Origin of the sequence: Micromonospora echinaurantiaca (assembly GCF_900090235.1) — a bacterium.
In the GTDB taxonomy this organism is placed as follows: Bacteria; Actinomycetota; Actinomycetes; order Mycobacteriales; family Micromonosporaceae; genus Micromonospora; species Micromonospora echinaurantiaca.
The window spans coordinates 2,574,988-2,596,791 of record NZ_LT607750.1 but is presented as its reverse complement, the minus strand read 5'-3'; the positions used below and the strand labels follow the sequence as shown (position 1 = coordinate 2,596,791).

The 21,804-nt window shown below is 74.2% G+C and carries 24 protein-coding genes and 1 riboswitch; of the genes, 16 read left to right on the top strand and 8 right to left on the bottom strand.

The window, feature by feature from the left end:
• The 9 genes from GA0070609_RS11940 to GA0070609_RS11900 all read left to right on the top strand — a co-directional run bounded on the left by GA0070609_RS11940 (position 1) and on the right by GA0070609_RS11900 (position 7,212).
• Positions 1–1,008 (top strand): DUF881 domain-containing protein, encoded by a 1,008-nt coding sequence (locus GA0070609_RS11940; RefSeq protein WP_088993875.1) that lies wholly within the window; start codon positions 1–3, stop codon positions 1,006–1,008.
• Positions 1,009–1,064: 56 nt separating this feature from the next.
• On the top strand, positions 1,065–1,445 hold the full coding sequence (gene gcvH, locus GA0070609_RS11935; RefSeq protein ID WP_088993874.1) for a glycine cleavage system protein GcvH: 381 nt from the start codon (positions 1,065–1,067) through the stop codon (positions 1,443–1,445).
• Positions 1,446–1,659: 214 nt separating this feature from the next.
• Entirely contained in the window at positions 1,660–2,112 is a 453-nt protein-coding gene (gene odhI, locus GA0070609_RS11930) for an oxoglutarate dehydrogenase inhibitor Odhl (RefSeq protein WP_088993873.1), read from the top strand.
• 50 nt (positions 2,113–2,162) lie between these two features.
• Entirely contained in the window at positions 2,163–2,864 is a 702-nt protein-coding gene (gene ftsR / locus GA0070609_RS11925) for a transcriptional regulator FtsR (RefSeq protein ID WP_172899327.1), read from the top strand.
• Positions 2,865–3,037: 173 nt separating this feature from the next.
• On the top strand, positions 3,038–3,502 hold the full coding sequence (locus GA0070609_RS11920; RefSeq protein ID WP_088962140.1) for a bifunctional nuclease family protein: 465 nt from the start codon (positions 3,038–3,040) through the stop codon (positions 3,500–3,502).
• A 205-nt stretch (positions 3,503–3,707) separates the two neighbouring features.
• Positions 3,708–4,304: a MerR family transcriptional regulator gene (locus GA0070609_RS11915; protein WP_088993871.1), complete on the top strand. Its 597-nt coding sequence runs from the start codon at positions 3,708–3,710 to the stop codon at positions 4,302–4,304.
• A gap of 645 nt (positions 4,305–4,949) precedes the next feature.
• On the top strand, positions 4,950–5,348 hold the full coding sequence (locus GA0070609_RS11910; RefSeq protein ID WP_088993870.1) for a group I truncated hemoglobin: 399 nt from the start codon (positions 4,950–4,952) through the stop codon (positions 5,346–5,348).
• A 2-nt stretch (positions 5,349–5,350) separates the two neighbouring features.
• Complete coding sequence (locus tag GA0070609_RS11905; RefSeq protein ID WP_088993869.1) at positions 5,351–6,529, top strand: globin domain-containing protein; 1,179 nt, start codon at positions 5,351–5,353, stop codon at positions 6,527–6,529.
• Complete coding sequence (locus tag GA0070609_RS11900; protein ID WP_088993868.1) at positions 6,526–7,212, top strand: cell division protein DivIVA; 687 nt, start codon at positions 6,526–6,528, stop codon at positions 7,210–7,212. Before GA0070609_RS11905 ends, GA0070609_RS11900 begins: the two co-directional genes overlap by 4 nt.
• 41 nt (positions 7,213–7,253) lie before the next feature.
• On the opposite strand, the gene GA0070609_RS11895 is transcribed toward GA0070609_RS11900, so the two are convergent.
• Together GA0070609_RS11895 and GA0070609_RS11890 are read right to left on the bottom strand one after the other, a co-directional pair.
• On the bottom strand, positions 7,254–7,964 hold the full coding sequence (locus GA0070609_RS11895) for an SDR family NAD(P)-dependent oxidoreductase (protein ID WP_088997677.1): 711 nt from the start codon (positions 7,962–7,964) through the stop codon (positions 7,254–7,256).
• Between the two features lie 88 nt (positions 7,965–8,052).
• Complete coding sequence (locus GA0070609_RS11890; RefSeq protein ID WP_088993867.1) at positions 8,053–8,712, bottom strand: NAD(P)-binding oxidoreductase; 660 nt, start codon at positions 8,710–8,712, stop codon at positions 8,053–8,055.
• Between the two features lie 320 nt (positions 8,713–9,032).
• Here GA0070609_RS11890 and GA0070609_RS11885 point away from each other — a divergent pair, with 320 nt between their 5' ends.
• Positions 9,033–9,944 carry an NAD-dependent protein deacetylase gene (locus GA0070609_RS11885; RefSeq protein ID WP_088993866.1) on the top strand — a complete coding sequence of 304 codons (912 nt, stop codon included), beginning with the start codon at positions 9,033–9,035 and terminating at the stop codon, positions 9,942–9,944.
• Positions 9,945–10,105: 161 nt separating this feature from the next.
• On the opposite strand, the gene GA0070609_RS11880 is transcribed toward GA0070609_RS11885, so the two are convergent.
• Positions 10,106–10,462 (bottom strand): YybH family protein, encoded by a 357-nt coding sequence (locus GA0070609_RS11880; protein WP_088993865.1) that lies wholly within the window; start codon positions 10,460–10,462, stop codon positions 10,106–10,108.
• 99 nt (positions 10,463–10,561) lie between these two features.
• Positions 10,562–10,659: riboswitch (glycine riboswitch) on the top strand.
• 74 nt (positions 10,660–10,733) lie between these two features.
• Here GA0070609_RS11880 and gcvP point away from each other — a divergent pair.
• Entirely contained in the window at positions 10,734–13,553 is a 2,820-nt protein-coding gene (gene gcvP, locus GA0070609_RS11875) for an aminomethyl-transferring glycine dehydrogenase (protein ID WP_088993864.1), read from the top strand.
• Between the two features lie 124 nt (positions 13,554–13,677).
• Here gcvP and GA0070609_RS11870 read toward each other — a convergent pair whose 3' ends face one another.
• On the bottom strand, positions 13,678–13,878 hold the full coding sequence (locus GA0070609_RS11870) for a DUF5999 family protein (RefSeq protein ID WP_088993863.1): 201 nt from the start codon (positions 13,876–13,878) through the stop codon (positions 13,678–13,680).
• A gap of 123 nt (positions 13,879–14,001) precedes the next feature.
• Here GA0070609_RS11870 and GA0070609_RS11865 point away from each other — a divergent pair, with 123 nt between their 5' ends.
• Positions 14,002–15,195: a chorismate-binding protein gene (locus GA0070609_RS11865; protein ID WP_088993862.1), complete on the top strand. Its 1,194-nt coding sequence runs from the start codon at positions 14,002–14,004 to the stop codon at positions 15,193–15,195.
• A gap of 178 nt (positions 15,196–15,373) precedes the next feature.
• Positions 15,374–15,979 carry a YdeI/OmpD-associated family protein gene (locus GA0070609_RS11860; RefSeq protein WP_197700258.1) on the top strand — a complete coding sequence of 202 codons (606 nt, stop codon included), beginning with the start codon at positions 15,374–15,376 and terminating at the stop codon, positions 15,977–15,979.
• A gap of 204 nt (positions 15,980–16,183) precedes the next feature.
• On the opposite strand, the gene pip is transcribed toward GA0070609_RS11860, so the two are convergent.
• A complete protein-coding gene (gene pip / locus GA0070609_RS11855; RefSeq protein ID WP_088993860.1) occupies positions 16,184–17,134 on the bottom strand; it encodes a prolyl aminopeptidase in 951 nt (316 codons plus the stop codon).
• A 42-nt stretch (positions 17,135–17,176) separates the two neighbouring features.
• Here pip and GA0070609_RS11850 point away from each other — a divergent pair, with 42 nt between their 5' ends.
• The gene (locus GA0070609_RS11850) at positions 17,177–17,662 is read left to right on the top strand and encodes a MarR family winged helix-turn-helix transcriptional regulator (RefSeq protein WP_088993859.1); all 486 of its coding nucleotides are present in this window, start codon (positions 17,177–17,179) and stop codon (positions 17,660–17,662) included.
• 126 nt (positions 17,663–17,788) lie between these two features.
• Here GA0070609_RS11850 and GA0070609_RS11845 read toward each other — a convergent pair whose 3' ends face one another.
• Together GA0070609_RS11845 and GA0070609_RS11840 are read right to left on the bottom strand one after the other, a co-directional pair.
• Positions 17,789–18,601, bottom strand: coding sequence for an ABC transporter permease (locus GA0070609_RS11845; RefSeq protein ID WP_088993858.1), 813 nt, complete (start codon positions 18,599–18,601; stop codon positions 17,789–17,791).
• Positions 18,598–19,563 carry an ATP-binding cassette domain-containing protein gene (locus GA0070609_RS11840; RefSeq protein ID WP_088993857.1) on the bottom strand — a complete coding sequence of 322 codons (966 nt, stop codon included), beginning with the start codon at positions 19,561–19,563 and terminating at the stop codon, positions 18,598–18,600. The genes GA0070609_RS11845 and GA0070609_RS11840 overlap by 4 nt, the downstream gene beginning before the upstream one ends.
• Positions 19,564–19,641: 78 nt before the next feature.
• Between GA0070609_RS11840 and GA0070609_RS11835 the strand changes: the two genes are divergently transcribed.
• Entirely contained in the window at positions 19,642–20,430 is a 789-nt protein-coding gene (locus GA0070609_RS11835) for a TetR/AcrR family transcriptional regulator (RefSeq protein WP_088997676.1), read from the top strand.
• A 10-nt stretch (positions 20,431–20,440) separates the two neighbouring features.
• Positions 20,441–20,950: a peptide deformylase gene (gene def, locus GA0070609_RS11830; RefSeq protein ID WP_088993856.1), complete on the top strand. Its 510-nt coding sequence runs from the start codon at positions 20,441–20,443 to the stop codon at positions 20,948–20,950.
• Positions 20,951–20,986: 36 nt separating this feature from the next.
• Here the strand turns inward: def and GA0070609_RS11825 are convergent, their stop codons facing one another.
• Positions 20,987–21,763 carry a GNAT family N-acetyltransferase gene (locus GA0070609_RS11825; protein ID WP_231928634.1) on the bottom strand — a complete coding sequence of 259 codons (777 nt, stop codon included), beginning with the start codon at positions 21,761–21,763 and terminating at the stop codon, positions 20,987–20,989.
• Between the last annotated feature and the right edge of the window lie 41 nt (positions 21,764–21,804).

Below are 21,804 nucleotides of genomic sequence, written 5' to 3'. Positions count from 1 at the left end.
ATGAGCGACGAGCACACCGAGACGGGGACCGGCTGGCCGCAGCCGGCGGGTCCGCCGCGTCCGTCGGGGCCGGCGGGGGAGCCGGATCCGCGGCCGGAGGCGCCGGATCCGGACGAGCTGAGTCCGTTGGCGCCGCGGCCGGCGGAGCGGGAGGACGGGCCGCCGGCGGAGGATGCCGCCGGTGAGGCGGCGACGGTGGATCTGAGCCGGGCGAGCGCCGCGGCCGTCGACGGGTCGGCGGCCAGCGCCGGTGAGCCGGGCGGGGACGTCGGTGCGCCGGTGGCGGGCGCCGGGTCGGTGCGGTCGGTGCGGGCGCGGCTGAGCTCGGCCGGGGTGATGATCGCGGTGCTGTTGGCGTTGCTGGGCTTCACCCTGGTGGTGCAGTTGAAGACGACGTCGACGGATCCGACGTTGGCGGCGACCCGGCAGGAGGACCTGGTCCGGATCCTGTACGACCTGGATTCGCGGACGAACCGGTTGCGGCAGGACATCGAGTCGCTGGAGGAGAGCCAGCGGCAGTTGCAGTCGGGTGAGCAGGGGCGCCAGGCGGCGTTGGAGGAGGCGACCCGGCGGGCGGACGAGCTGGGGATCCTGGCGGGGACGTTGCCGGCGACGGGGCCGGGGTTGTCGGTGCGGTTCGTCCCGGGTGGCAAGCCGATCTCGGCGTCGCGGGTGCTGGACGCGGTGCAGGAGTTGCGGGGTGCCGGCGCGGAGGCGATGCAGATCTCCGGTGGGGATCGGGCGACGGTGCGGATCATCGCGTCGACGTTCTTCCTGGATGGGGAGAACGGGTCGTTGATCGTGGACGGGCGGCGGTTGACGGGTCCGTACACGATCACGGTGATCGGTGATCCGGCGACGATGCGTACGGCGTTGAACATTCCCGGTGGGGTGGTGGCGTCGGTGGCGAGCGACGGCGGTAACGTGATCGTTGAGGATCGTGAGGCTGCCGAGGTTTCGGCGCTGCACGCGCCGATCAAGCTGGAACACGCCCGTCCGGTCTCCTGACCGGCGCGGCCGGCACCGGGTTCGCCCGGTGCACCGATGGATGAGGGACGCGTCTGGTGATTCCTGAGGATCTGCGTTACACCGCTGAGCACGAGTGGGTGTCCGGTGGCGACGGCGGCCCTGTCCGGGTCGGCATCACCCATTTCGCGCAGGACGCGCTGGGTGACATCGTGTACGTCCAGCTGCCCGAGGCGGGTACGGCGGTGGCTGCTGGTGAGTCGATGGGTGAGATCGAGTCGACCAAGAGTGTGTCGGAGATCTACGCCCCGGTCAGCGGTACGGTGGCGGCGCGCAACGAGGCGCTCGGCGACACCCCTGAGGTGATCAACACTGACCCGTACGGTGCGGGTTGGTTGGTGGAGATCACCCCGGACGATCCGGCGGCGGTCGACGCGCTGCTGTCCGCGGGCGCGTATCGCGAGCTCACCGAGAGCTGAGTGTGCCCGAGCCGGCGCGCCTGTCGAGTCCGCGCGTCCGGTTGCCCTGCATTTCGGCGCTGGCTAGGCTCGCCCAGTCGACCGAGAACCCAATAGTTGAGCGTCGCGGAAGCGCCTTTCCGGGCACGGGGAGCCAGCCGCCGGGTGTTCATTGGCCCGGCGGCCAGACCCGCCATCACCCGACGCCGACCGAACAGATCCGTGAGGTGGTCCCATGACGCGCCCAGGCGACGAGTTCCCCCCACTCGACGTCACTTCGACGCTCAATCTCGGCTCGCTCGACGAAGTGCTGGAGGGGCCGGACACCGATGTGGTGCCGAGCCGGATGTCCGGTTCGTTGCCGCCGGGGATGGCGCTGCTGGTGGTCCGGCGGGGTCCGAACGCTGGTGCCCGGTTCCTGTTGGATCACGATGTGACGACCAGTGGCCGGCATCCGGACAGTGACATCTTCCTGGACGACGTGACGGTGTCGCGGCGGCACGCGGAGTTCCACCGGGACGGTGGCACGTTCACGGTGCGGGACGTGGGCAGCCTGAACGGCACGTACGTGAACCGGGAGCGGGTCGAGGCGGCCACGTTGAGCAATGGTGACGAGGTGCAGATCGGCAAGTTCCGGGTGGTGTTCATCGCCGGTCCGCGCCCGGAGGGGGAGGCCGGCCGGGGGTGAACGAGCCTGCGGCCTCGACGTCGCCGGGGGCGGCGCGCGCGCAACCGTTGATGAGCATCGGTGAGGTGCTGGCGCAGTTGCGGGTGGATTTTCCGGACGTCACGATTTCGAAGTTGCGGTTTCTCGAGGCCGAGGGTCTGGTGGAGCCGCAGCGTACGGCGTCGGGTTACCGGAAGTTCAGCTGGGACGATGTGGCGCGGTTGCGGTTCGTGCTGACCGCGCAGCGGGACCAGTACCTGCCGTTGCGGGTCATCCGTGAGCAGTTGGCGCAGTGGGACGCGACCGGGGAGGCGCCGGGTCGGCAGCGGCCGACGTTGGTGGCGGTGGGTCCTGGTGGCGAGGTGCCGGGGCGGGAGTCGCCGGCGCCGGCCGAGTCGTCGGAGGTGCGGCTCGGTCGGGCCGATCTGGTGGCGCGCAGCGGGATCGACGAGTCGACGTTGGCGGAGTTGGAGCGGCTCGGGTTGGTGGTGTCGGATCCGCCGGGCTGGTACGACGGTGATGCGTTGATCATCGCGCGGGCGGTGGCGGGGCTGGCGGCGTACGGGTTCCAGCCGCGGCATCTGCGGGGTTACCGGACGGCGGCGGATCGGGAGGTCGGTCTGTTCGCGCAGTTGGTGGCGCCGTTGGCGCGGCAGAGTGATCCGGCGGCGCGGGCGCGGGCGGCGGAGACGGCGCGGGAGTTGGTGGCGTTGTCTCAGCAGTTGCACGCGGCGTTGGTGCGGGTGGGGTTGCGGTCGACGTTGGGCCGGTGACCGGCGGGTGTGCGGAAAGATCTGTCCCGGGAAGCGTGTCGTAGGCTTGCCGGGGTAACCCCTTTCTGGCGCGGGCGTGGTGCGGATTGCGCGTGGGACGGCCGTGTCGCGGTCCGTGTACCGTGCAGGGAAGGGCGCGGTGCGGCGTAGGTGACAACGACACGGAGGCGGCGGTGCGCGAGCTGAGCGTGGTCGGGGTTCGGGTGGAGCTGCCCAGCAACCAGCCGATCGTCCTGCTCAGGGAGGTCGAGGGGGACCGCTACTTGCCGATCTGGATCGGCGCGGTCGAGGCGACGGCGATCGCCTACGAGCAGCAGGGGGTCAAGCCGGCCCGGCCGTTGACTCATGACCTTCTGCGGGACGTGTTGGCGGCGTTGAAGGCGCCGTTGCGGGCGGTGGAGATCACCGAGTTGAAGGAGAACGTCTTCTACGCCGATCTGTTGATCGGTGACGGGGTGCGGGTGTCGGCGCGGCCGAGCGATTCCATCGCGTTGGCGTTGCGGGTGGGTGCGCCCATTCGTTGTGCCGAGCAGGTCCTCAGTGAGGCGGGGATCGTGATCCCGGACGAGCAGGAGGACGAGGTGGAGAAGTTCCGCGAGTTCCTGGAGCAGGTGCGTCCGGAGGATTTCGCGGGTTGACCGGCTGCCGGTGGGCGGCTGTGTGTGGGCGGCCGGGGTCACTGTGGGTGATGTCCCGGCGGTGTGGGTGATCTTTCCCGTGGCTGCGCGGCGTGTCGCGACGGTTCCTGCGCGGTAACCCCCGAGGGCGGCTATAGGGTTGCCGTGTCGAGGGGTGCACGTCCCGGAAACGACGTGTCACCGCACTGGCGGGGAGGTTGTCCGGATGCACGAGCCGCGAGATCCCGATCCGGGTAGGGAACTGGACGAGCCGGGTGCGGCGCCGCCGGGGGTGGCGACGGACGGTGACGGTTCGGTGGGCTACCGGGGGGTGACGGCCTGCCACGCGGTGGGGATCAGCTACCGCCAGTTGGACTACTGGGCGCGTACCGGGCTGGTGGTGCCGAGTGTGCGGGACGCCTCGGGTTCGGGCACGCAGCGGTTGTACTCGTTCCGGGACCTGGTGGTCCTGAAGGTCGTGAAGCGGCTGTTGGACGCCGGGGTGTCGTTGCAGAACATCCGGAAGGCGATCGAGGCGTTGCGCTCGCGTGGGGTGGGGGATCTGGCGGGCATCACGTTGATCTCCGATGGGACGACGGTGTACGAGTGCCGGTCGCCGGAGGAGGTGGTCGACCTGTTGCAGGGCGGCCAGGGCGTGTTCGGCATCGCGATCGGTGGGGCGTTCAAGGAGATCCAGGGTTCGCTGTCGCATCTGCCGGCGGAGCCGGCGGCGGTAACACCGGGTCCGGAGTCGGCGGTGGCGGCGTCGGACGCGGTGGGGGACGAGTTGGCGGCGCGGCGGGCGCGGCGGCGGGCCGGCTGAGCGGGTCCCTCGCGGTGGGGTGGCGCTGACACGCCGCCCTGGTGGCCGTCCGAGGCGCGGGGTCGTCTGGGCTGGTCGGGTGTTTCTGGTGGCCGTGCGGTGGGTGCTTCCCGACGGTCGAGCTGCGCTGGTCGGGCGCGGTTGTGACGTGCGGCACGAGCGACGCGCCGAAAGTGTTGCATATTTCGTGGTGACGCTGCGTGTCCCTGGCGGCGGGGTCGGTGGGCGGCTGGCCGTTCGGTGTGCGGGGGCGTCGCTGCGGTTGAGGTCGGGTTGCCGGGTCGGATGAGGCAGCTCGGACGATCGGCCGTCCGGGTGTCTGTGGTGGTCAGCGGCGGGTGTGGGCGCGTTGGGGCCGGTCCGCGGTGGAATGCGGTGGGTGCCGCGGACACGTCGACGATGACTCTGTGTATATTGTCGATTGCCCAGTGTGGAGGTGGCGACCTGATCTGATTGTCACGGTGGGTAGTGGAGAGTGTCGGGAATCCGATAGGGGGGCGATGACCGCGACGGCGTGACGCGCTATCGTCCGTCACGCGGTCGCCCCGGTGCGGTGTCGCCTGCGGCGGCGCTGATGCGCGCCGGCCGACCGCTGCCCCAGCGCGCCAGCCCCGCGCGAACCCCTCCAGATCGGAAGGAACGACCGTGACGGTTACGGAAGAAACCGCGCCCGCCTCCCACTACGAGCGCATCGGTGGCGCCACCTCGGTCAAGGCCGCCGTCGACCTGTTCTACGACCGGGTGCTGGCCGACCCGGAACTGGCCGGCTACTTCACCGATGTGGACATGCCGGGGCAGCGCCGGCATCTGGCGTTGATGCTGACCGTGGTGCTGGGTGGCCCGAACGAGTACGCCGGGCGGAGCCTGGCCGAGGCGCACCAGCCGCTGCGGATCCCGGTGGAGCACTACGTCAAGGTGGGGGAGCACCTGACCGTGACGCTGACCGAGCTCGGTGTGCCCGGCGACATCATCGCCGACGTGCAGGTGGTGCTGGGGCAGGTGCAGGACCAGGTGGTGGCCAGCGGGAACCCGGCGAGCGCCTGAGCGTGGACGCCGCCCGGCTCAAGCAGAGCTGGTCCCTGGTCGCCGCGCACGGCGATCAGGTTCCGCTCTACTTCTATTCCACACTGTTCCTGGCTCACCCCGAGACCCGGCAGATGTTTCCGACGAACATGGCGGGGCAGCGTGACCGGCTGGTCACCGCGCTGGGGCACATCGTGTCCAACGTGGACCAGGTGGACCGGCTGGTCGGGTTCCTCCAGGATCTCGGCGCCGATCACCGCAAGTTCGCGGTGCGCGCGGAGCACTACCCGGCGGTCGGGGAGGCGCTGCTGGCGACGCTGCAGCACTTCCTCGGCGAGCAGTGGACCGACGAGCTGGCCCAGGACTGGGCCGGCGCGTACGGGCTGGTGTCGCAGGTGATGATCGAGGCCGCGCAGGCCGCCGAGGCGGTCAACCCACCGTGGTGGGTGGCGGAGGTCATCGGGCACGAGCGGCGAGCGTTCGACGTGGCGGTGCTGACGCTGCGTCCGCAGTACCTGCTGCCGTTCACGCCGGGCCAGTCGATCGGGGTGTCCCACCCGTCGGTGCGGTCCTGGCGGTACTACTCGCCGGCGAACGCGCCGCGCGCGGACGGCACCCTGGAGTTGCACGTCCGCGCCGCGCCCGGCGGGGCGGTGTCGTCGCGGCTGGTGTACGGGTGCGCGGTGGGTGACCAGCTCCACCTGGCCGCGCCGGTGGGTGACCGGTTGTCGTTGTGGTCGGCCGGGTCGGCGGATCTGCTGCTGTTGGCCAGCGGCACCGGCTGGGCGCCGGTGAAGGCGCTGGTGGAGCAGGTGGCGGCCGAGGGTTCCCGGCGCAAGGTCGACCTGTACGTGGGGGCCCGCTCGCGCACCGAGTTCTACGACAACGACGCGATCGACAAGCTGGCGTCGTCGTACCCGTGGCTGACGGTGACCTACGTGGTGGGCACGGACCTGCAGCGGCCGGGGGAGTTCGTGCACGCGGTGGACCGGGCGCTGGCCGACGGTGACTGGCGGTCCCGGCACGTGTACGTGTGCGGCTCCGACGAGATGGTGTCGTACTCGGCGGGGGCGCTGGCCCGGGCCGGCTACCACGCCGGTCAGCTGCACCACGAAGGGCTGGGCAAGCACTGGTACGGCCCGGCGTGGCGCACCGCGGTGGACCAGGCGTCCGCCCCTGACAACTCCGGAGGTTCCCGTTGACGACTCCGATCAGCCGGTATGACGGTGTGCAGATCTCCGGCGGTGTGCCGGTGCGGATGACGGCCGACCGGGTGCGTCGGTGGGAGTTCGGTTCCGCGTCGTTCACCCGCCGCGGCTACGACCACGCCGACGTGGACCGGTTCCGGATGCAGGTGGCCGACGAGCTGGATCTGCTGTCCGCGCAGCTCGCCACCCTGCGGGCGGAGAACGAGCGGCTCAACGACCGGGTGGAGCTGCACCGGCACGGGGTGATCCCGAGCGCCGGGGCGGAGGCGAAGCTGCCGGCGGCGAAGGAGGTGAACCTGCTCTCGGCGGCCCAGCGGGAGGCCGAGCAGATCATCGCGCAGGCGCACGACTACGCGCGCCGGGTGGCCGAGTACGCCCGGGTGCAGTACGAGAGCTACGTGCAGGCGGCGGCGGAGGAGGCGAAGCAGGAGGCCGAGCGGGCGGTGCAGGACTATCGCTCGGCGGCCGGGTCGAGCTTCGACGACGGGGTCGCCACCCGGGAGGCGCTGCGGATCTACGGCGAGATGATGATCTCCCACATGCAGGCCGCGGCGCGGCACCTCGACGACGGCAGCGAGCACCTGGCCCGCACCATGGACCGGCTGGTCGGGCAGGCCGGCACGGCGGTGCGCGCCGGCGCCGGGCAGGGCGCGCTGCCCCGCCACCAGCAGCGCTGAGCCGACGGCCGGCCCGCGACCGGCGGGCCGGCCGCGGCGGCTCACCAGGGCAGCGGTTCGCCGTCGCGGAAGAAGCCGCCGGTGGGGCCGTCGTCGGGGATCCGCACCGCCCACAACACGCTGGCCGCGCCCTCGGCGGCGGTGCGGGGTGCGGCGGGCCCGCCCATGTCGGTGGCCACCCAGCCGGGGCAGACCGAGTTGACCAGGATCCCGTCGGCGGCGAGTTGCGCGGCCAGCAGCCGGGTCAGCGCGTTCAGCGCGGCCTTGGACATGGCGTAGCCGGGGGCGGCGGCGCCCATGCCGGTCAGGGAGCCGCTCTCGCTGGAGACGTTGACGATCCGCCGGCCGGGGCTGCGGTGGCGCATCAGCGGGACGAGGGCCTGGCTGACCCGCCAGGCGCCGAGGGCGTTGACCTCCAGGGTGTCCCGGACGACGGTCAGGTCGGCGCCGAGCGGGTCCTGCCAGGTGTCGTAGTTGATCGCCGCGTTGTTGACCAGCACGTCGAGGCGGCCGTGCCGGTCGCGCAGCCGCCGGGCGAAGTCGGTGACGCTGTCGGCGTCGGCGACGTCGAGCCGCTCCACGGTGACGCTGCCGGGCAGGTCCCGGGCCGCGTGCCGGCCCCGGTCGGGGTCGCGGACGGCGAGGACGGTGTGGTAGCCGTCGCGGGCGAGCCGGGCGGCGACCGCCCGGCCGATGCCCCGGTTGGCGCCGGTGACCACCGCCACCGGCGCCGTCTTCGGTGACTCCTGCATGATCACGAGTCTGGCAGCTCGGGTGTCGGCTCTGTCGAGGACCGTGCTCAGGCCGGTGACACCGGCGGGTCCGCCGGCGGTGGCGGCGTCAGCGTGCGGTGACGGCGGCGACCGCCTCGCCGATCGGGGTGTCCCCGCCGACGAGTTCCAGGATCATGTCGGCGCTGGCCGGGGTGTGGAGCAGGGCGACCAGCACCCGGGCGACGTCGGTGCGGGTGACCGCGCCGCGGGGCACCCGCCGGGCCAGGGTGATCCGCCCGGTGGGCGGGTCGTCGGTGAGCCGGCCGGGCCGCAGCACCGTCCAGTCGAGGTCCCGGCCGGTCACGTCGTCCTCGGCGGCCTTCTTCGCCCGCAGGTACGCGGCGAACACCTCGTCGGTGCCGGGGCGCGGTTCGCCCTCCACGCCCATCGAGGAGACCAGCAGGTAGCGGCGTACGCCGGCGCGCTGCGCGGCGTCGGCGAGCAGCACGGCGGCGGCCCGGTCGACGGTGTCCTTGCGGGCCGCGCCGCTGCCCGGGCCGGCGCCGGCGGCGAAGACCACCGCGTCCGCGCCGCCGAGGTGACCGGCGAGGTCGTCGACGCCGAGGTGTTCCAGGTCGGCGAGGACCGGGTGGGCGCCGGCGGCTCTCAGCGCGGCGGCATGATCGGGGTTGCGGATCAGGCCGACGGCGGTGTCGCCGCGGCCGGTGAGGTCCCGCAGCAGCAGCCGGGCGATCTTGCCGTGTCCTCCGGCGATGACGACGCGCATACCTGCAACCTAGTGCGACCCCCCACTGCCGTTCACCGGGGAGTCCGGTGGGTGTGGTGGATCCACGCCGTCGAGTGGTGGTGGGGGCGGGCCTCCGCGGACCGCCTGACCCTCGCGCCGCCCGTGGGCGGCGGGCGTCACGTCGGGATCGGCCGGCGCCGGGCGCCGGCGGAGGCGGTCGCGGACCCGACGGGCAGGGCCAGTGGAGGCGGTAGCGGGCCGGCGGGCACGCCGGCGGAGGCGGTTCGCGGGCCCGGCGGGCAGGTCGGTGGCCTGCGGCGTGGTCGCCGGGGTGCGGGCGCGTGAGGCAGCATGGACGGGTGACCGAGACGATCGACGCGCTGACCGACCTGGTGGCCGCCGGTGGTGTCGTGGTGCTCAGCGGGGCGGGGCTGTCCACCGAGTCGGGCATCCCGGACTACCGGGGGCCCAGCGGCGCGGCCCGCCGGCACACCCCGATGACCTACCAGACGTTCACCGGCGACGCCCAGGCGCGGCGGCGCTACTGGGCGCGCAGCCACCTGGGGTGGCGGACCATCGCCCGGGCGGCCCCGAACGACGGGCACCGGGCGGTGGCCCGGTTGCAGCGCGCCGGCCTGGTCGACGCGGTCATCACCCAGAACGTCGACGGGCTGCACACCGCGGCCGGCAGCGCGCCGGTGGTGGAGCTGCACGGCCGCCTGGACGAGGTGGTCTGCCTGGACTGCGGCAACCAGACCTCGCGGGAGGAGCTGGACCGGCGGCTGCGGGAGGCGAACCCGGGCTTCGACGCCCGGGTCGACGCGGTCAACCCGGACGGTGACGTGGAGCTCCCCGACGCCGAGGTGGCCCGGTTCCGGGTGGTGGACTGCACGTTCTGCGGCACCGGCACGCTCAAACCCGACGTGGTGTTCTTCGGCGAGACGGTGCCGGCGCCACGGGTGGCGCACTGCTTCGACCTGGTGCACCGGGCGCGGCTGCTGCTGGTGCTGGGCTCGTCGTTGACGGTGATGTCGGGGCGGCGGTTCGTGCTGCGCGCCGCGAAGCTGGGCATCCCGGTGGCGATCGTCAACCAGGGGCCGACCCGCGGGGACGGGTATGCGGCGCTCACGGTGGACGCGCCGCTGGGCCGGCTGCTGCCCGCGCTGGTCGACCGGACCGGCGGTGGCGGCGCCGACAGTCCCGCGCTGGCCGACTGGACCGTCGGCGCTCCCGACAGTCCCGGGACGGTCGCCGCGGCGGCCGCCGGGTAGGCGCCCGGCACCGGGCCGGCCGGTTAGCGCCCGGAGGGGCGAGGCCGGCCGGGGGTCTCCCCGGCCGCCCGGGCCGCGTCGCGGCAGGCCGGATGAGCGGGGCAGCGGATCGACCGGACAACGCCATGTCGCCTCGGGGGCGCGCCAGGGCCGGCGGGCGCTCAGCTGGCCGGCGGGGCGACGAAGCGGGGCTGGTCGAGCACCCAGCGCCAGGTGCCGTCGGGCTGGCGGCGGGCCACCTCCGCGGTGACCGAGCCGTCGTCGAGGCGGGTGGAGGTCAACGCCAGCTCCCCGGCGTACAGGGTGGGCTGCGGCTGGCCGGGGGTGAAGGTGGGCCCGTCGGCGAGCATCTGCTCGAACGCGGCCCGCAGCTGGTCGGCGCCGGCGGCGGGTCCGGCCGGGGTGGCGAACACCCCGTCGGGCTCGTAGAGGGCGACGAGACCCTCGACGTCGCGGGCGTTGGCGCGGGCGACGAAGAACCGCCCCAGGTCGTCCGGGCTGGTCGCCGGCTCGGTCATGGGCACCTCCTGCGGTGTGCGCGACTACCCCCATGATCGGGGACGGGGGTACGACATCGGCCCGAAACACCGACGCTGGTAGCGTTGACCTTCGCCGGTACCACCCACGCGGGAGAGACCGCCCACAGCAGCACGGGCGGCGCCGAAGGGGCATATCCTCCCCGGAACCTCTCAGGCAAAAGGACCGCGGGGGCAGGCACTGTGGAGCGCTGCGCGGGCGCGACTCAGGGGGAGGCCGACCCGTCGACCTCGTCCCCCGGGAGCGCAGCCCATGACAGAGCAGTTCGCCGCCCGCCACATCGGCCCCGATCCGGACGACGAGCGCCGGATGCTGGAAACGGTCGGATACGGCTCGATCGACGAGCTGATGGACGCCGCGATCCCCGAGGTGATCCGCTGGCACGGCACCCTCGACCTGCCGGCGCCGGCCACCGAGCAGCAGGCGATCGCCGAGCTGCGGGCCCTGGCGGCCCGCAACACCGTCGCCGTGTCCATGATCGGCCTGGGCTACCACGGTACGCACACCCCGGCGGTGATCCGCCGCAACGTGCTGGAGGACCCGGCCTGGTACACGGCGTACACGCCGTACCAGCCGGAGATCAGCCAGGGCCGGCTGGAGGCGCTGCTGAACTTCCAGACCATGGTGACCGACCTGACCGGGCTGGCCACCGCCAACGCCTCGATGCTCGACGAGGGCACCGCGGCGGCCGAGGCGATGACCCTGGCCCGCCGGGCGTCGAAGAGCAAGAGCCCGGTGTACGTGGTCGACGCCGACACCCTGCCGCAGACCATCGCGGTGATCGCCAGCCGGGCCGAGCCGCTCGGCATCGAGGTGCGGGTGCTCGACCTGGACGCCGACGAGCTGCCCGGCGAGTTCTTCGGCCTGCACCTGCAGTACCCGGGCGCGTCCGGGGCGGTCCGGGACCAGGTCGGCCTGGTCGAGGCGGCGCACGCGGTCGGGGCGCTGGTGACCGTCGCGGCGGACCTGCTGGCGTTGACCCTGCTGCGCCCGCCGGGGGAGATCGGCGTCGACATCGCCGCCGGCACCACCCAGCGCTTCGGCGTGCCGATGGGCTTCGGCGGCCCGCACGCCGGCTACCTGGCGGTGCGCTCGGGGCTGGAGCGGATGCTGCCCGGCCGGCTGGTCGGGGTGTCCCGGGACGCCGACGGCAACCCGGCCTACCGGCTGGCGTTGCAGACCCGCGAGCAGCACATCCGGCGGGAGAGGGCGACCAGCAACATCTGCACCGCGCAGGTGCTGCTCGCCGTGATGGCCGGCATGTACGCCGTCTACCACGGCCCGGACGGGCTGCGGGCGATCGCCCGGCGTACCCACGAGATGGCGGCGCGGCTCGCGGCCGGGCTGCGCGCCGGTGGGGTGGACGTCGCGGACGTCGCGTTCTTCGACACCGTCACCGCGACGGTGCCCGGCCGGGCGGCGGACGTGGTCGCCGCCGCGGCGCGGCGCGGGGTGAACCTGCGGCTGGTCGACGCCGACCGGGTGGGCATCGCCTGCGACGAGACCACCACCGACGCGCACCTGGCGTCGGTGTGGGCGGCGTTCGGCGTGCCCGCGTTCGACGGCGCCGGCGACCCGGCGCTGCCGGCGGCGCTGGCCCGCACCTCGGACTTCCTCACCCACCCGGTGTTCCGCAGCCACCACTCCGAGACGGCGATGCTGCGCTACCTGCGGCGGCTGTCGGACTTCGACTACGCCCTGGACCGGGGCATGATCCCGCTCGGGTCGTGCACGATGAAGCTCAACGCGACCACCGAGATGGAGCCGGTGAGCTGGGCGGAGTTCGCCCACATCCACCCGTTCGCGCCGGAGGCGCAGACCGCCGGCTACCGGGAGATGATCGCCCAGCTGGAGGCGTGGCTGGCCGAGGTGACCGGCTACGACGCGGTCAGCGTGCAACCCAACGCCGGCTCCCAGGGTGAGCTGGCGGGGCTGCTGGCCATCCGGTCCTACCACGCCTCCCGCGGTGAGGGGCACCGGGACGTGTGCCTGATCCCGTCGTCGGCGCACGGCACCAACGCCGCCAGCGCCGTGATGGCCGGGATGCGGGTGGTGGTGGTCGGCTGCGACGCCGACGGCAACGTCGACCTGGTCGACCTCGACGCGAAGATCGACAAGCACCGGGACGCGCTCGCCGCGATCATGGTGACGTACCCGTCCACGCACGGCGTGTACGAGACCGGCATCGCGCAGTTGTGCGCGAAGGTGCACGAGGCCGGCGGTCAGGTGTACGTCGACGGGGCGAACCTCAACGCGCTGGTCGGGTTCGCCAAGCCGGGCAAGTTCGGGGCGGACGTGTCGCACCTGAACCTGCACAAGACGTTCTGCATCCCGCACGGCGGCGGCGGGCCGGGGGTCGGTCCGGTGGCGGTGCGGGCGCACCTGGCGCCGTTCCTGCCGGGCGACCCGCTGGGCCGGCACGTCGACGGCCGGCCGGCCATCTCGGCGGCGCGGTACGGCTCGGCGGGGATCCTGCCGATCCCGTGGGCGTACCTGCGGATGATGGGCGCGGCCGGGCTGACCCGGGCCACCGGGGTGGCGGTGCTCGCGGCGAACTACGTGGCGGCGCGGCTGCGCGCCCACTACCCGGTGCTGTACGCCGGCAACAAGGGCCTGGTGGCGCACGAGTGCATCCTCGACCTGCGGCCGTTGACGAAGGCGACCGGGGTGAGCGTGGACGACGTGGCGAAGCGGCTGATCGACTACGGCTTCCACGCCCCGACGATGTCGTTCCCGGTGGCGGGGACGCTGATGGTGGAGCCGACCGAGAGCGAGGACCTGGCCGAGTTGGACCGGTTCTGCGACGCGATGATCGCCATCCGGGCGGAGATCGACAAGGTGGGTGCCGGGGAGTGGCCGGCGGGCGACAACCCGCTGGCGAACGCGCCGCACACCGCGGCGATGGTCAGCGGCGACGCCTGGGAGCACCCGTACCCGCGGTCGGTGGGCGCGTACCCGGCCGGGGTGGACCGGGCCGGGAAGTACTGGCCGCCGGTGCGGCGGATCGACGGCGCGTACGGTGACCGGAACCTGGTCTGCTCGTGCCCGTCGCCGGAGGCGTTCGAGAGCTGATGTCGCGGGACGCCGGGGCGGTCATGGGTGCCGCCCCGGCGGGTACGCCGACCTGCGGTGGAGGTCCCGACCGGGGGACCCGCCCGGGTCGACGCGACGAATTGGCGTGACGGAGAGTGACAGGTCAGGCGACGAGAGCGTGGCGGGCGGGCCCGCGGTGCGGGGCGATGGTGCGGCCGTCGGGGAGCAGCTCGCCGGTGTCCTCGAAGACGATGACACCGTTGCAGAGCAGGCTCCAGCCCTGCTCAGGGAAGCAGGCGATGACTCGGGCGGCCTCCCGGTCGGTCGCCTCGGCGGAGGGGCAGGTGGGTTGGTGCTGGCACATCGGGTTCTCCGGACTGTGGGGGCACTGTGTCATGGTTCACATGACCAGTGACGCACAGTACCAAGCGAAAGTGGCCAGCATCGAGCACAAGTGCGCGTGGTCGACAGGAAATCCACTGAACGGATGAGGAAGATTGGGCCGGACGGCGTGGAAACGCTCCCAAGCGCGAGGCTGATCGATGTGCCGGCGGCACCCGCGGGCTGCCGCCGTACGCTGGTCGAACGCGCCCGGTGGGAGTGGCGGCCCGCCGACGGCGGCGACCCGGCCGCCCTCGCCGAGGACTTCCTGGCCGCCCACGGCGTGGCGCTGCACGACCTGGCCCGCCCGGGCGCCCGGCACGACCCCGACGGGTTGTGCGGGGCCGCGCTCTACGTCTCCGCCGCCGCCGGCGCGCTGCTGGCCGGCGCGGCGGCCGGCGCCGCCAACCCGGCCGACCTGCCGGAGGTCGCCGTGGTCGTCTACGGCCACACCCCGACGCCCCCGCCCGCCGCGCCGCCGGCGGCCGGCTGGTGGCTCGGCGACTGGGCGGAGAGCTGGACGCCCCGGCAGCACGCCGACGCGGTGCGGGCGGTGCGGGCGGCCATCGGCCGCGGCGACGTCTACCAGGTCAACATGGTCGGCCACGCGGCCGCCCGGTACGCCGGCGACCCGCTGCCAGCGCTGGCCCGCCTCGGCGCGCTGCCCGGCGCCCGCTACGGCGGCACCCTCACCGGCGCCGGCTGGGCGATCGGCTGCGCCTCCCCGGAGACCCTGGTGGAGCTGGCCGGCGGTCGGCTGATCACCCGCCCGATCAAGGGCACCCGCCCGGCCACCGCCGCCGGCCGTGCCGAACTGCTCGCCTCGGCCAAGGAACGCGCCGAGCACGTCATGATCGTCGACCTGGAACGCAACGACCTGGCCCGGGTCGCCCGCACCGGCACGGTCCGGGTGGATGAGCTGTTCGCCGTGCGCCGCTGGTGCGACCTGTGGCAGGCCGAGTCCACCGTCTCCGCGACCGTGGCCGACGGGCTCGGCCTGGCCGACCTGCTGCGCGCGGTCTGCCCCGGCGGGTCGGTCACCGGCGCGCCGAAGCTCGCCGCCCTGGACCGGATCACCGCCCTGGAGCCGGTCGGCCGGGGCGCCAGCATGGGCGCGCTCGGCTGGGTCGCGCCGGGCCGGATCGACCTGGGGCTGACCATCCGCACCGCCGCCGCCGACGGCGACCGGATGCACGTCTGGGCCGGCGGCGGCATCACCTGGGACAGCGACCCGGACGCCGAGGTCGCCGAGGCGGCCGCGAAGACCGCACCGGTGCGCGCCGCCCTCGCCAACCGCTGACCCCGCTCGACCCGCCCGCGACTTGTCGGTGGATCCCGCTACGGTGACCCCCGGTCGCCCGGCGAGCGTTGATCATGAGGTTGGCGGGGCGGGATGTCCGTTTCCACACCGCCAACCTCATGATCAACCGGCGGGGTCCGGGGGTGTGGTTGTGGGTGGGGAGGTCGGGGTGGGGGCAGTGGGTGGAGCGGGTGCGGTGGTGGAGTTGGTGGTCGCCGACGCGGACGCGTGGCGGGAGTGGCTCGGCGCGCACCATGACAGCGCGACCGGGGTGTGGCTGGTGCTCGCCCGGCAGGGCACCACGCACCCGACCAGCCTCACCTACGACCAGGCGCTCGACGAGGCGCTCTGCCACGGCTGGATCGACGGCCAGGCCGGCCGCCGCGACGAGAGCACCTACCGGCGGCGGTTCACCCCGCGGCGCCCCCGCAGCCCGTGGTCGGCGCGCAACGTCGACCTCGTCACCCGGCTGATCAGCGAAGGGCGGATGCGACCGGCCGGAATGGCCGAGGTCGAGCGCGCCCGGGCGGACGGCCGGTGGGACGCGGCCTACCCGGGGCAGGCCACCGCCGAGGTGCCCGACGACCTGGCCGCCGCGCTGGCGGCGCAGCCCCGGGCGCGGGCGATGTTCGACATCCTCACCGCGCAGAACCGGTACGCCGTCCTGTACCGGGTCGCCGGCGCCAAGCGCGCCGACACCCGGGCCCGGCGGATCGCCCAGTTCGTCGACATGCTCGCCCGCGGCGAGACGGTCTATCCGCAGCGGCGCGCCCTCGGCGACTGATGCCCCCGTCCTCGACGCCACGGCGCCACCGCCCGCCCAGGCCGGCGACCCGGGCGGGCGGGCCGTGGGTGCATCGACCTGTCCCGCACCTCGGCGGTGGGCACCCGCGTGTCCTGGCGGCCGACGGCGCAGGCCGGCGACCCGGGCGGGCGATGGGTGGCGCGTCCCGGTGGCCGATGGAGGCGGGCGGGCGGCGTCGGTGTGTCAGCGGCGGCCGGCGAACTCGTCCAGCGCGGCCAGCACCCGCTCGCCGATGCCGTGGCCGGATCCGTGCCCGGCGGCGTCCAGCAGTTCCAGGCGGGCGGCCGGCCAGGCCTGCGCCAGCCGCCACGGGATCTCCGGTGGGCTGCTGATGTCGAGCCGGCCGTGCAGCAGCACCCCCGGGATGCCGGCGAGCCGGCCCGCCTCGCGCAGCAGCTGGCCGTCGGGCAGGAAGGCGGCGTGCCGCCAGTAGTGGGTGACCAGCCGCGCGAAGGCCATCCGGAACTCCGGGTCGGTGTAGCGGGGGTCGGGACGGTGGCCGGGGACGGTGCCGACGTGGGTGTCCTCCCAGGCACACCAGTCCCGGGCGGCCCGCTCGCGCACCGCCGGGTCCGGGTCGGCCAGCAGCCGGGCGTACGCGTCGGCGAGGTCACCGTCGCGGTCGGCGGCAGGCACGCCGTCGCGGAAGCGGGCCCACTCGGCGGGGAAGATCCGCCCCATGTCCCGGGTGATCCACTCGACCTCGCGGCGGCTGGTGGTGACCACGCTGAACAGCACCAGCTCGCTGACCCGCGCCGGGTGCCGCTGGGCGTAGGCCAGGCCGAGGGTGGACCCCCAGGACGCGCCGAGCACCAGCCAGCGGTCCACGCCCAGGTGCTCGCGCAGCCGCTCGATGTCGGCGACCAGGTGGTCGGTGGTGTTGACGGACAGGTCGACGGCCGGGTCGGCGGCGTGCGGGCGGCTGCGGCCGCAGCCGCGCTGGTCGAACAGGACCACCCGGTAGCGGGCCGGGTCGAAGTAGCGCCGCCAGCTCGGCGCGGCGCCGGAGCCGGGGCCGCCGTGCAGCACCACCGCCGGCTTGCCGGCCGGGTTGCCGCAGGTCTCCCAGTACACGAGCTGGCCGTCGCCGACGTCGAGCATGCCGTGCGCGTACGGCTGCACCGCTTCGTACATCCCGTCCTCCCTCAGATACAACAGCGCTGTTACATTAGCGGGGTGACCGAGGTGCCGGACCGGGAGGCGGTGGGGACGCTGCTGCGGCACGTCCTGGAGGTGCTCGACGGCGACGTGGCCACCGTCTACGCCGAGCGGGGCCTGGCCGACTACCGGCCCCGGTTCTCGCCGCCGCTGCGGGTGCTGGTCGCCGACGGGCCGCTGCCCATCCGGGACCTGGCCCGCCGGGTCGGGGTGACCCATTCCGCGGCCAGCCAGACCGTGGCGCAGATGGCCCGGGCCGGGCTGGTCGAGCTGACCCGTGGCGCGGACGCCCGGCAGCGCATCGTGCACCTGACCGACCGGGCCCGCGAGCTGCTGCCGGTCATCGAGGCGGAGTGGACGGCCACCACCGCGGCGATGCGGGAACTGGACGCGGAACTGCCGGTGCCACTGGCCGACCTGCTGCACGCGGTGCTCGCCGCGGTGGGTCGCCGGCCGCTGCGCCAGCGCATCGCCGACGCCGGCCTGCCCCCACCGCCCACCTGACCCGTCGACCGGGCCGCCGGCATCGGCCGCTCGCCGCCCGACCGGGCTGGCGGCGACCGCCGGCCGAAGGTCACGGCCGAGGGGCGCCACCGGCGTCGGCGGCGCCCCTCGGCGTGCTGGTGCCCGTCAGCGGCTCAGCCGCCGGTAGCGGCGCACCGACAGCGGCAGGAACACCGCGATCAGCAGCACCGGCCAGGCCACGGCGAGCACCACGGCGTGCTGCGCGGCGAACGAGTCGCCGCCCCAGCCGGGATTGCCGAACAGTTCCCGGCAGGCGGCCACCGTCGCCGACAGCGGGTTCCACTCGGCCAGCGCGGCCAGCCAGCCCGGCATGGTCTCCGGCGGCACGTACGCGTTGGAGGTGAACCCGACCGGCCAGACCAGGATCTGCAGCGCCACCACCGACTCCGGCCGGCGCAGCAGCAGCGCCAGGTAGATGCCGGCCCAGATCAGCGCGACCCGCAGCAGCAGGAGCAGCCCGATCGCGGCCAGCGCGGGGAGGAGGCCGTTGCGCCACTGCCAGCCGACCAGCCAGCCGCAGCCGAGCATCACCGCCAGGCCGGCGGCGGAGTGCAGCACGTCGGCGGCGGCGCGGCCGGTCACCACCGCCGACGGGGCCATCGGCAGCGACCGGAACCGGTCGGTGACCCCGCGGGCGGTGTCGGTGGCCACCGCGGCGTACGTCGCCTCGATGCCGAAGGCCATGGTCATGGCGAACAGGCCGGGCAGCAGGAACTCGCGGTAGTCGCCGCCGCCGGGCACCGACATCGCCCCGCCGAACAGGTAGCCGAACATCAGCACCAGCAGCACCGGGAAGAGCAGCCCGACGATCAGCTGCCCGGGCTGGCGGGCCCAGTGCCGCAACGCCCGGCCGGTGAGCACGGCGCTGTCGGTGACGGCCCAGCGCAACCGGGCCGGGGCCAGGGTGAGGTTGCTCATGCGGTCACCGTCCGCTCGGTCGGGGTGTCGGTGAGACGCAGGAACACCTCGTCGAGGGTGGGGCGGCGCACCGCCACGTCGGCGACGGCGACGCCGGTGCCGTCCAGCGCGCGCAGCACGGCTGCCAGGGCGGTGACCCGGTCGGCGACCGGGACGCTGATCCGCAGCGCGGCCGGGTCGACGGCCGGGGTGGCGGCGGTTGCGGCGGCGACCAGGGCGGCGGCCCGGTCGAGGTCGTCGACGCGGTCGCACACCACGTCGAGCCGGTCGCCACCGAGGTCGTTCTTGAGCTGGTCGGGGGTGCCGGCGGCGACCACCCGGCCGGCGTCGATCACCCGGACGGTGTCGGCGAGCTGGTCGGCCTCCTCCAGGTACTGGGTGGTCAGCAGCACGGTGGTGCCGTCGGCGACGAGGCCGCGTACGGCGTCCCACACCTCGCTGCGCCCGCGCGGGTCGAGCCCGGTGGTGGGCTCGTCGAGGAAGAGCACGCCCGGAGCGCGGACCAGGCTGGCGGCCAGGTCGAGCCGGCGACGCATGCCGCCGGAGTAGCCGGAGACCGGCCGGGTGCCGGTGTCGGCCAGGCCGAACCGGTCGAGCAGTTCGTCGGCGCGGGCCCGCGCGGCAGGCGTCGACAGGTGGTGCAGCCGGCCGAAGAGGACCAGGTTCTGCCGGCCGCTGAGCACCTCGTCGACGGCGGCGTGCTGCCCGACCAGGCCGATCGCGGCCCGTACCCGGTCGGGGTGGCGCAGCACGTCGTGCCCGGCCACCCGGGCCCGGCCGGCGTCGGGTCGCAGCAGGGTGGTGAGGATCCGCACCGCGGTGGTCTTGCCCGCCCCGTTCGGGCCGAGCAGGGCGCAGACCCGCCCGGCCGGCACCGCGAGGTCGAGCCCGGCCAGGGCCTCGGCGTCGCCGTACCGCTTGCGCAGCCCTTCGGCCTCGATGGCCGGTGTGTCGTCGTGCATCCGTGCTCCCGTCTCCCGCAGTGGCGGCGTACACCGTACCGTACAAAGTACGGTACAGGCGACGGTACAGTGCGGGGCGTGACGACGGAGTACAGCGGCACCGGCGACCCCGCCCGCAGCCTCGCCCTGCTGTGGCGCACCCGGGAACGCGTCAGCCGCAAGGGGCGCCCCGACCTGAGCGTCGACCGGATCGTCCGGGCCGCGATCGAGGTCGCCGACACCGAAGGACTCGCCGCGCTGTCCATGCGCCGGGTCGCCGAGCGGCTCGGGGTGGGCACCATGAGCCTCTACACGTACGTGCCGGGCAAGGGCGAACTGCTCGACGTCATGCTCGACACCGTCTACGGCGAGGCCGCCCGCCCCACCGACGTGCCCGGCGGGTGGCGGGGCCGGCTCACGCAGATCGCCCGCGAGACCCGGGCGCTCTACCTGCGCCACCCGTGGCTGCTGCAGGTCGCCACCACCCGCCCGCCGCTGGGCCCCAACGTGATCGCCCGCTACGAGTACGAACTCGGCGCCGTCGACGGCATCGGCCTGACCGACCTGGAGATGGACGCCGTGGTCACACTGATCTCCGGGTTCGTGCACGGCGCGGTACGCGGCGCGGTGGAGGCCGCCCAGGCCGCCGAGCGCACCGGGATGACCGAGGAGCAGTGGTGGCAGGCGCACGCCCCGTACCTGGAGAAGGCGATGGACCCGCGCCGCTTCCCGCTCGCCGCGCGGGTCGGCGCCGCCGCCGGCGAGGAGTACCAAGCCGCCGGCGACCCGGCGCGCGCCTTCGAGTTCGGGCTGGACCGCATCCTCGACGGCATCGAGGTGCTGATCCGCGACCGCCCGGCCGGTGGCGCCCCGCCAGCCGCCGGATAATCTTGCCGACATGACGATGCGGCCCATCCGGATCATCGGCGACCCGGTGCTGCGCACCCCGTGCGAGCCGGTGACCAGCTTCGACGCCGAACTGCGCGCCCTGGTCACCGACCTGATGGACACCCTGCTCGGCGCGCCCGGGCGGGCCGGCGTGGCCGCCAACCAGATCGGGGTCAGCGCCCAGGTGTTCGTCTACGACGCCGACGGCCACCGCGGACACCTGGTCAACCCGACCCTGGAACTGTCCGAGGAGACCCAGGACGACGACGAGGGCTGCCTGTCCATCCCCGGGCTCTACTTCCCGACCCGGCGGGCCATGCACGCCACCGCGCACGGCTTCGACCAGCACGGCGAGCCGCTGACCATTTCCGGCAGCGGGTTCCTGGCCCGCGCGCTGCAGCACGAGACCGACCACCTGGCCGGCCGGCTCTACGTCGACACCCTGCGCGGCGACGTCCGCCGCCGGGCGCTGCGGGAGATCCGCGCCGGCCAGTTCGACTCGTCCCGCCAGCGCGGCTGACGGCCACCCACCGACCACCGGAGCGGGGCGCGGGCGTCAGGCGCGGCGGGCGGTCAGCGTGTACTCGCCGTACTCGGCGACGCGGGTGAAGCCGAGCCGGTCGTACAGCCGCAGCGCCGCCGTGTTGTCGGCCTTGACGTTCAACGTCACGTGCTCGACCCGGTCGCGCAGCCGCCCGCACAGCGCGGCCACCGCCGCCCCGGCCAGCCCCCGGCCGCGTACCCGGGGATGGGTGGTGACGTTGCCCAGCGCCGCGACCCGGTAGGCGGGGGAGTACACGTGCACCCCGGCCACCGCCACCAGCTCGTCGCCGTCGCGCACCCCCACGTACTGGCCGGTGTCCAGCATCCGCGGGTCGAACCAGTTGCCCGCGTAGGCGGCCGCGTAGAGCCGGCGCAGCGCCGGCAGGTCACCGGCGTGCAGCACCACCCCCGCCGGGATCGCCGCGGCCAGCCGCGCCGGGTCGGTCAGCGCCATCTTGTGGTGAGCGCCGGCCGCGTCGAGGGTGAACCCGTCGGCCAGCGCCGGCTCCAGGCCGGGGGACAGGTGCGCGTACAGCCGGGCCGGCAGCACCGGCGCCAGCTCGCGCAGCAGCCCCGCCAGCGCCGGCACCCGCGCCGGGGCGGCGAACGCCAGCAGGGTGGGCGGGTCGGCGCCGTGGTACAGCAACGCCACCTCGTCGCCGCGGCGGAACCACGAGGTGTACGGCCAGAAGAAGTCGTCCAGGTCGCCCAACTGGTAGGCGTGCAGCACCGGATCCCGGCCCAGCAGTCGCGCCAGGACGGCCCGGTCGTGTTCCGCGCGTACCGGCACCCGCCGATGATCACACATCGGCCGCGCCGCCCCGCGGCCGG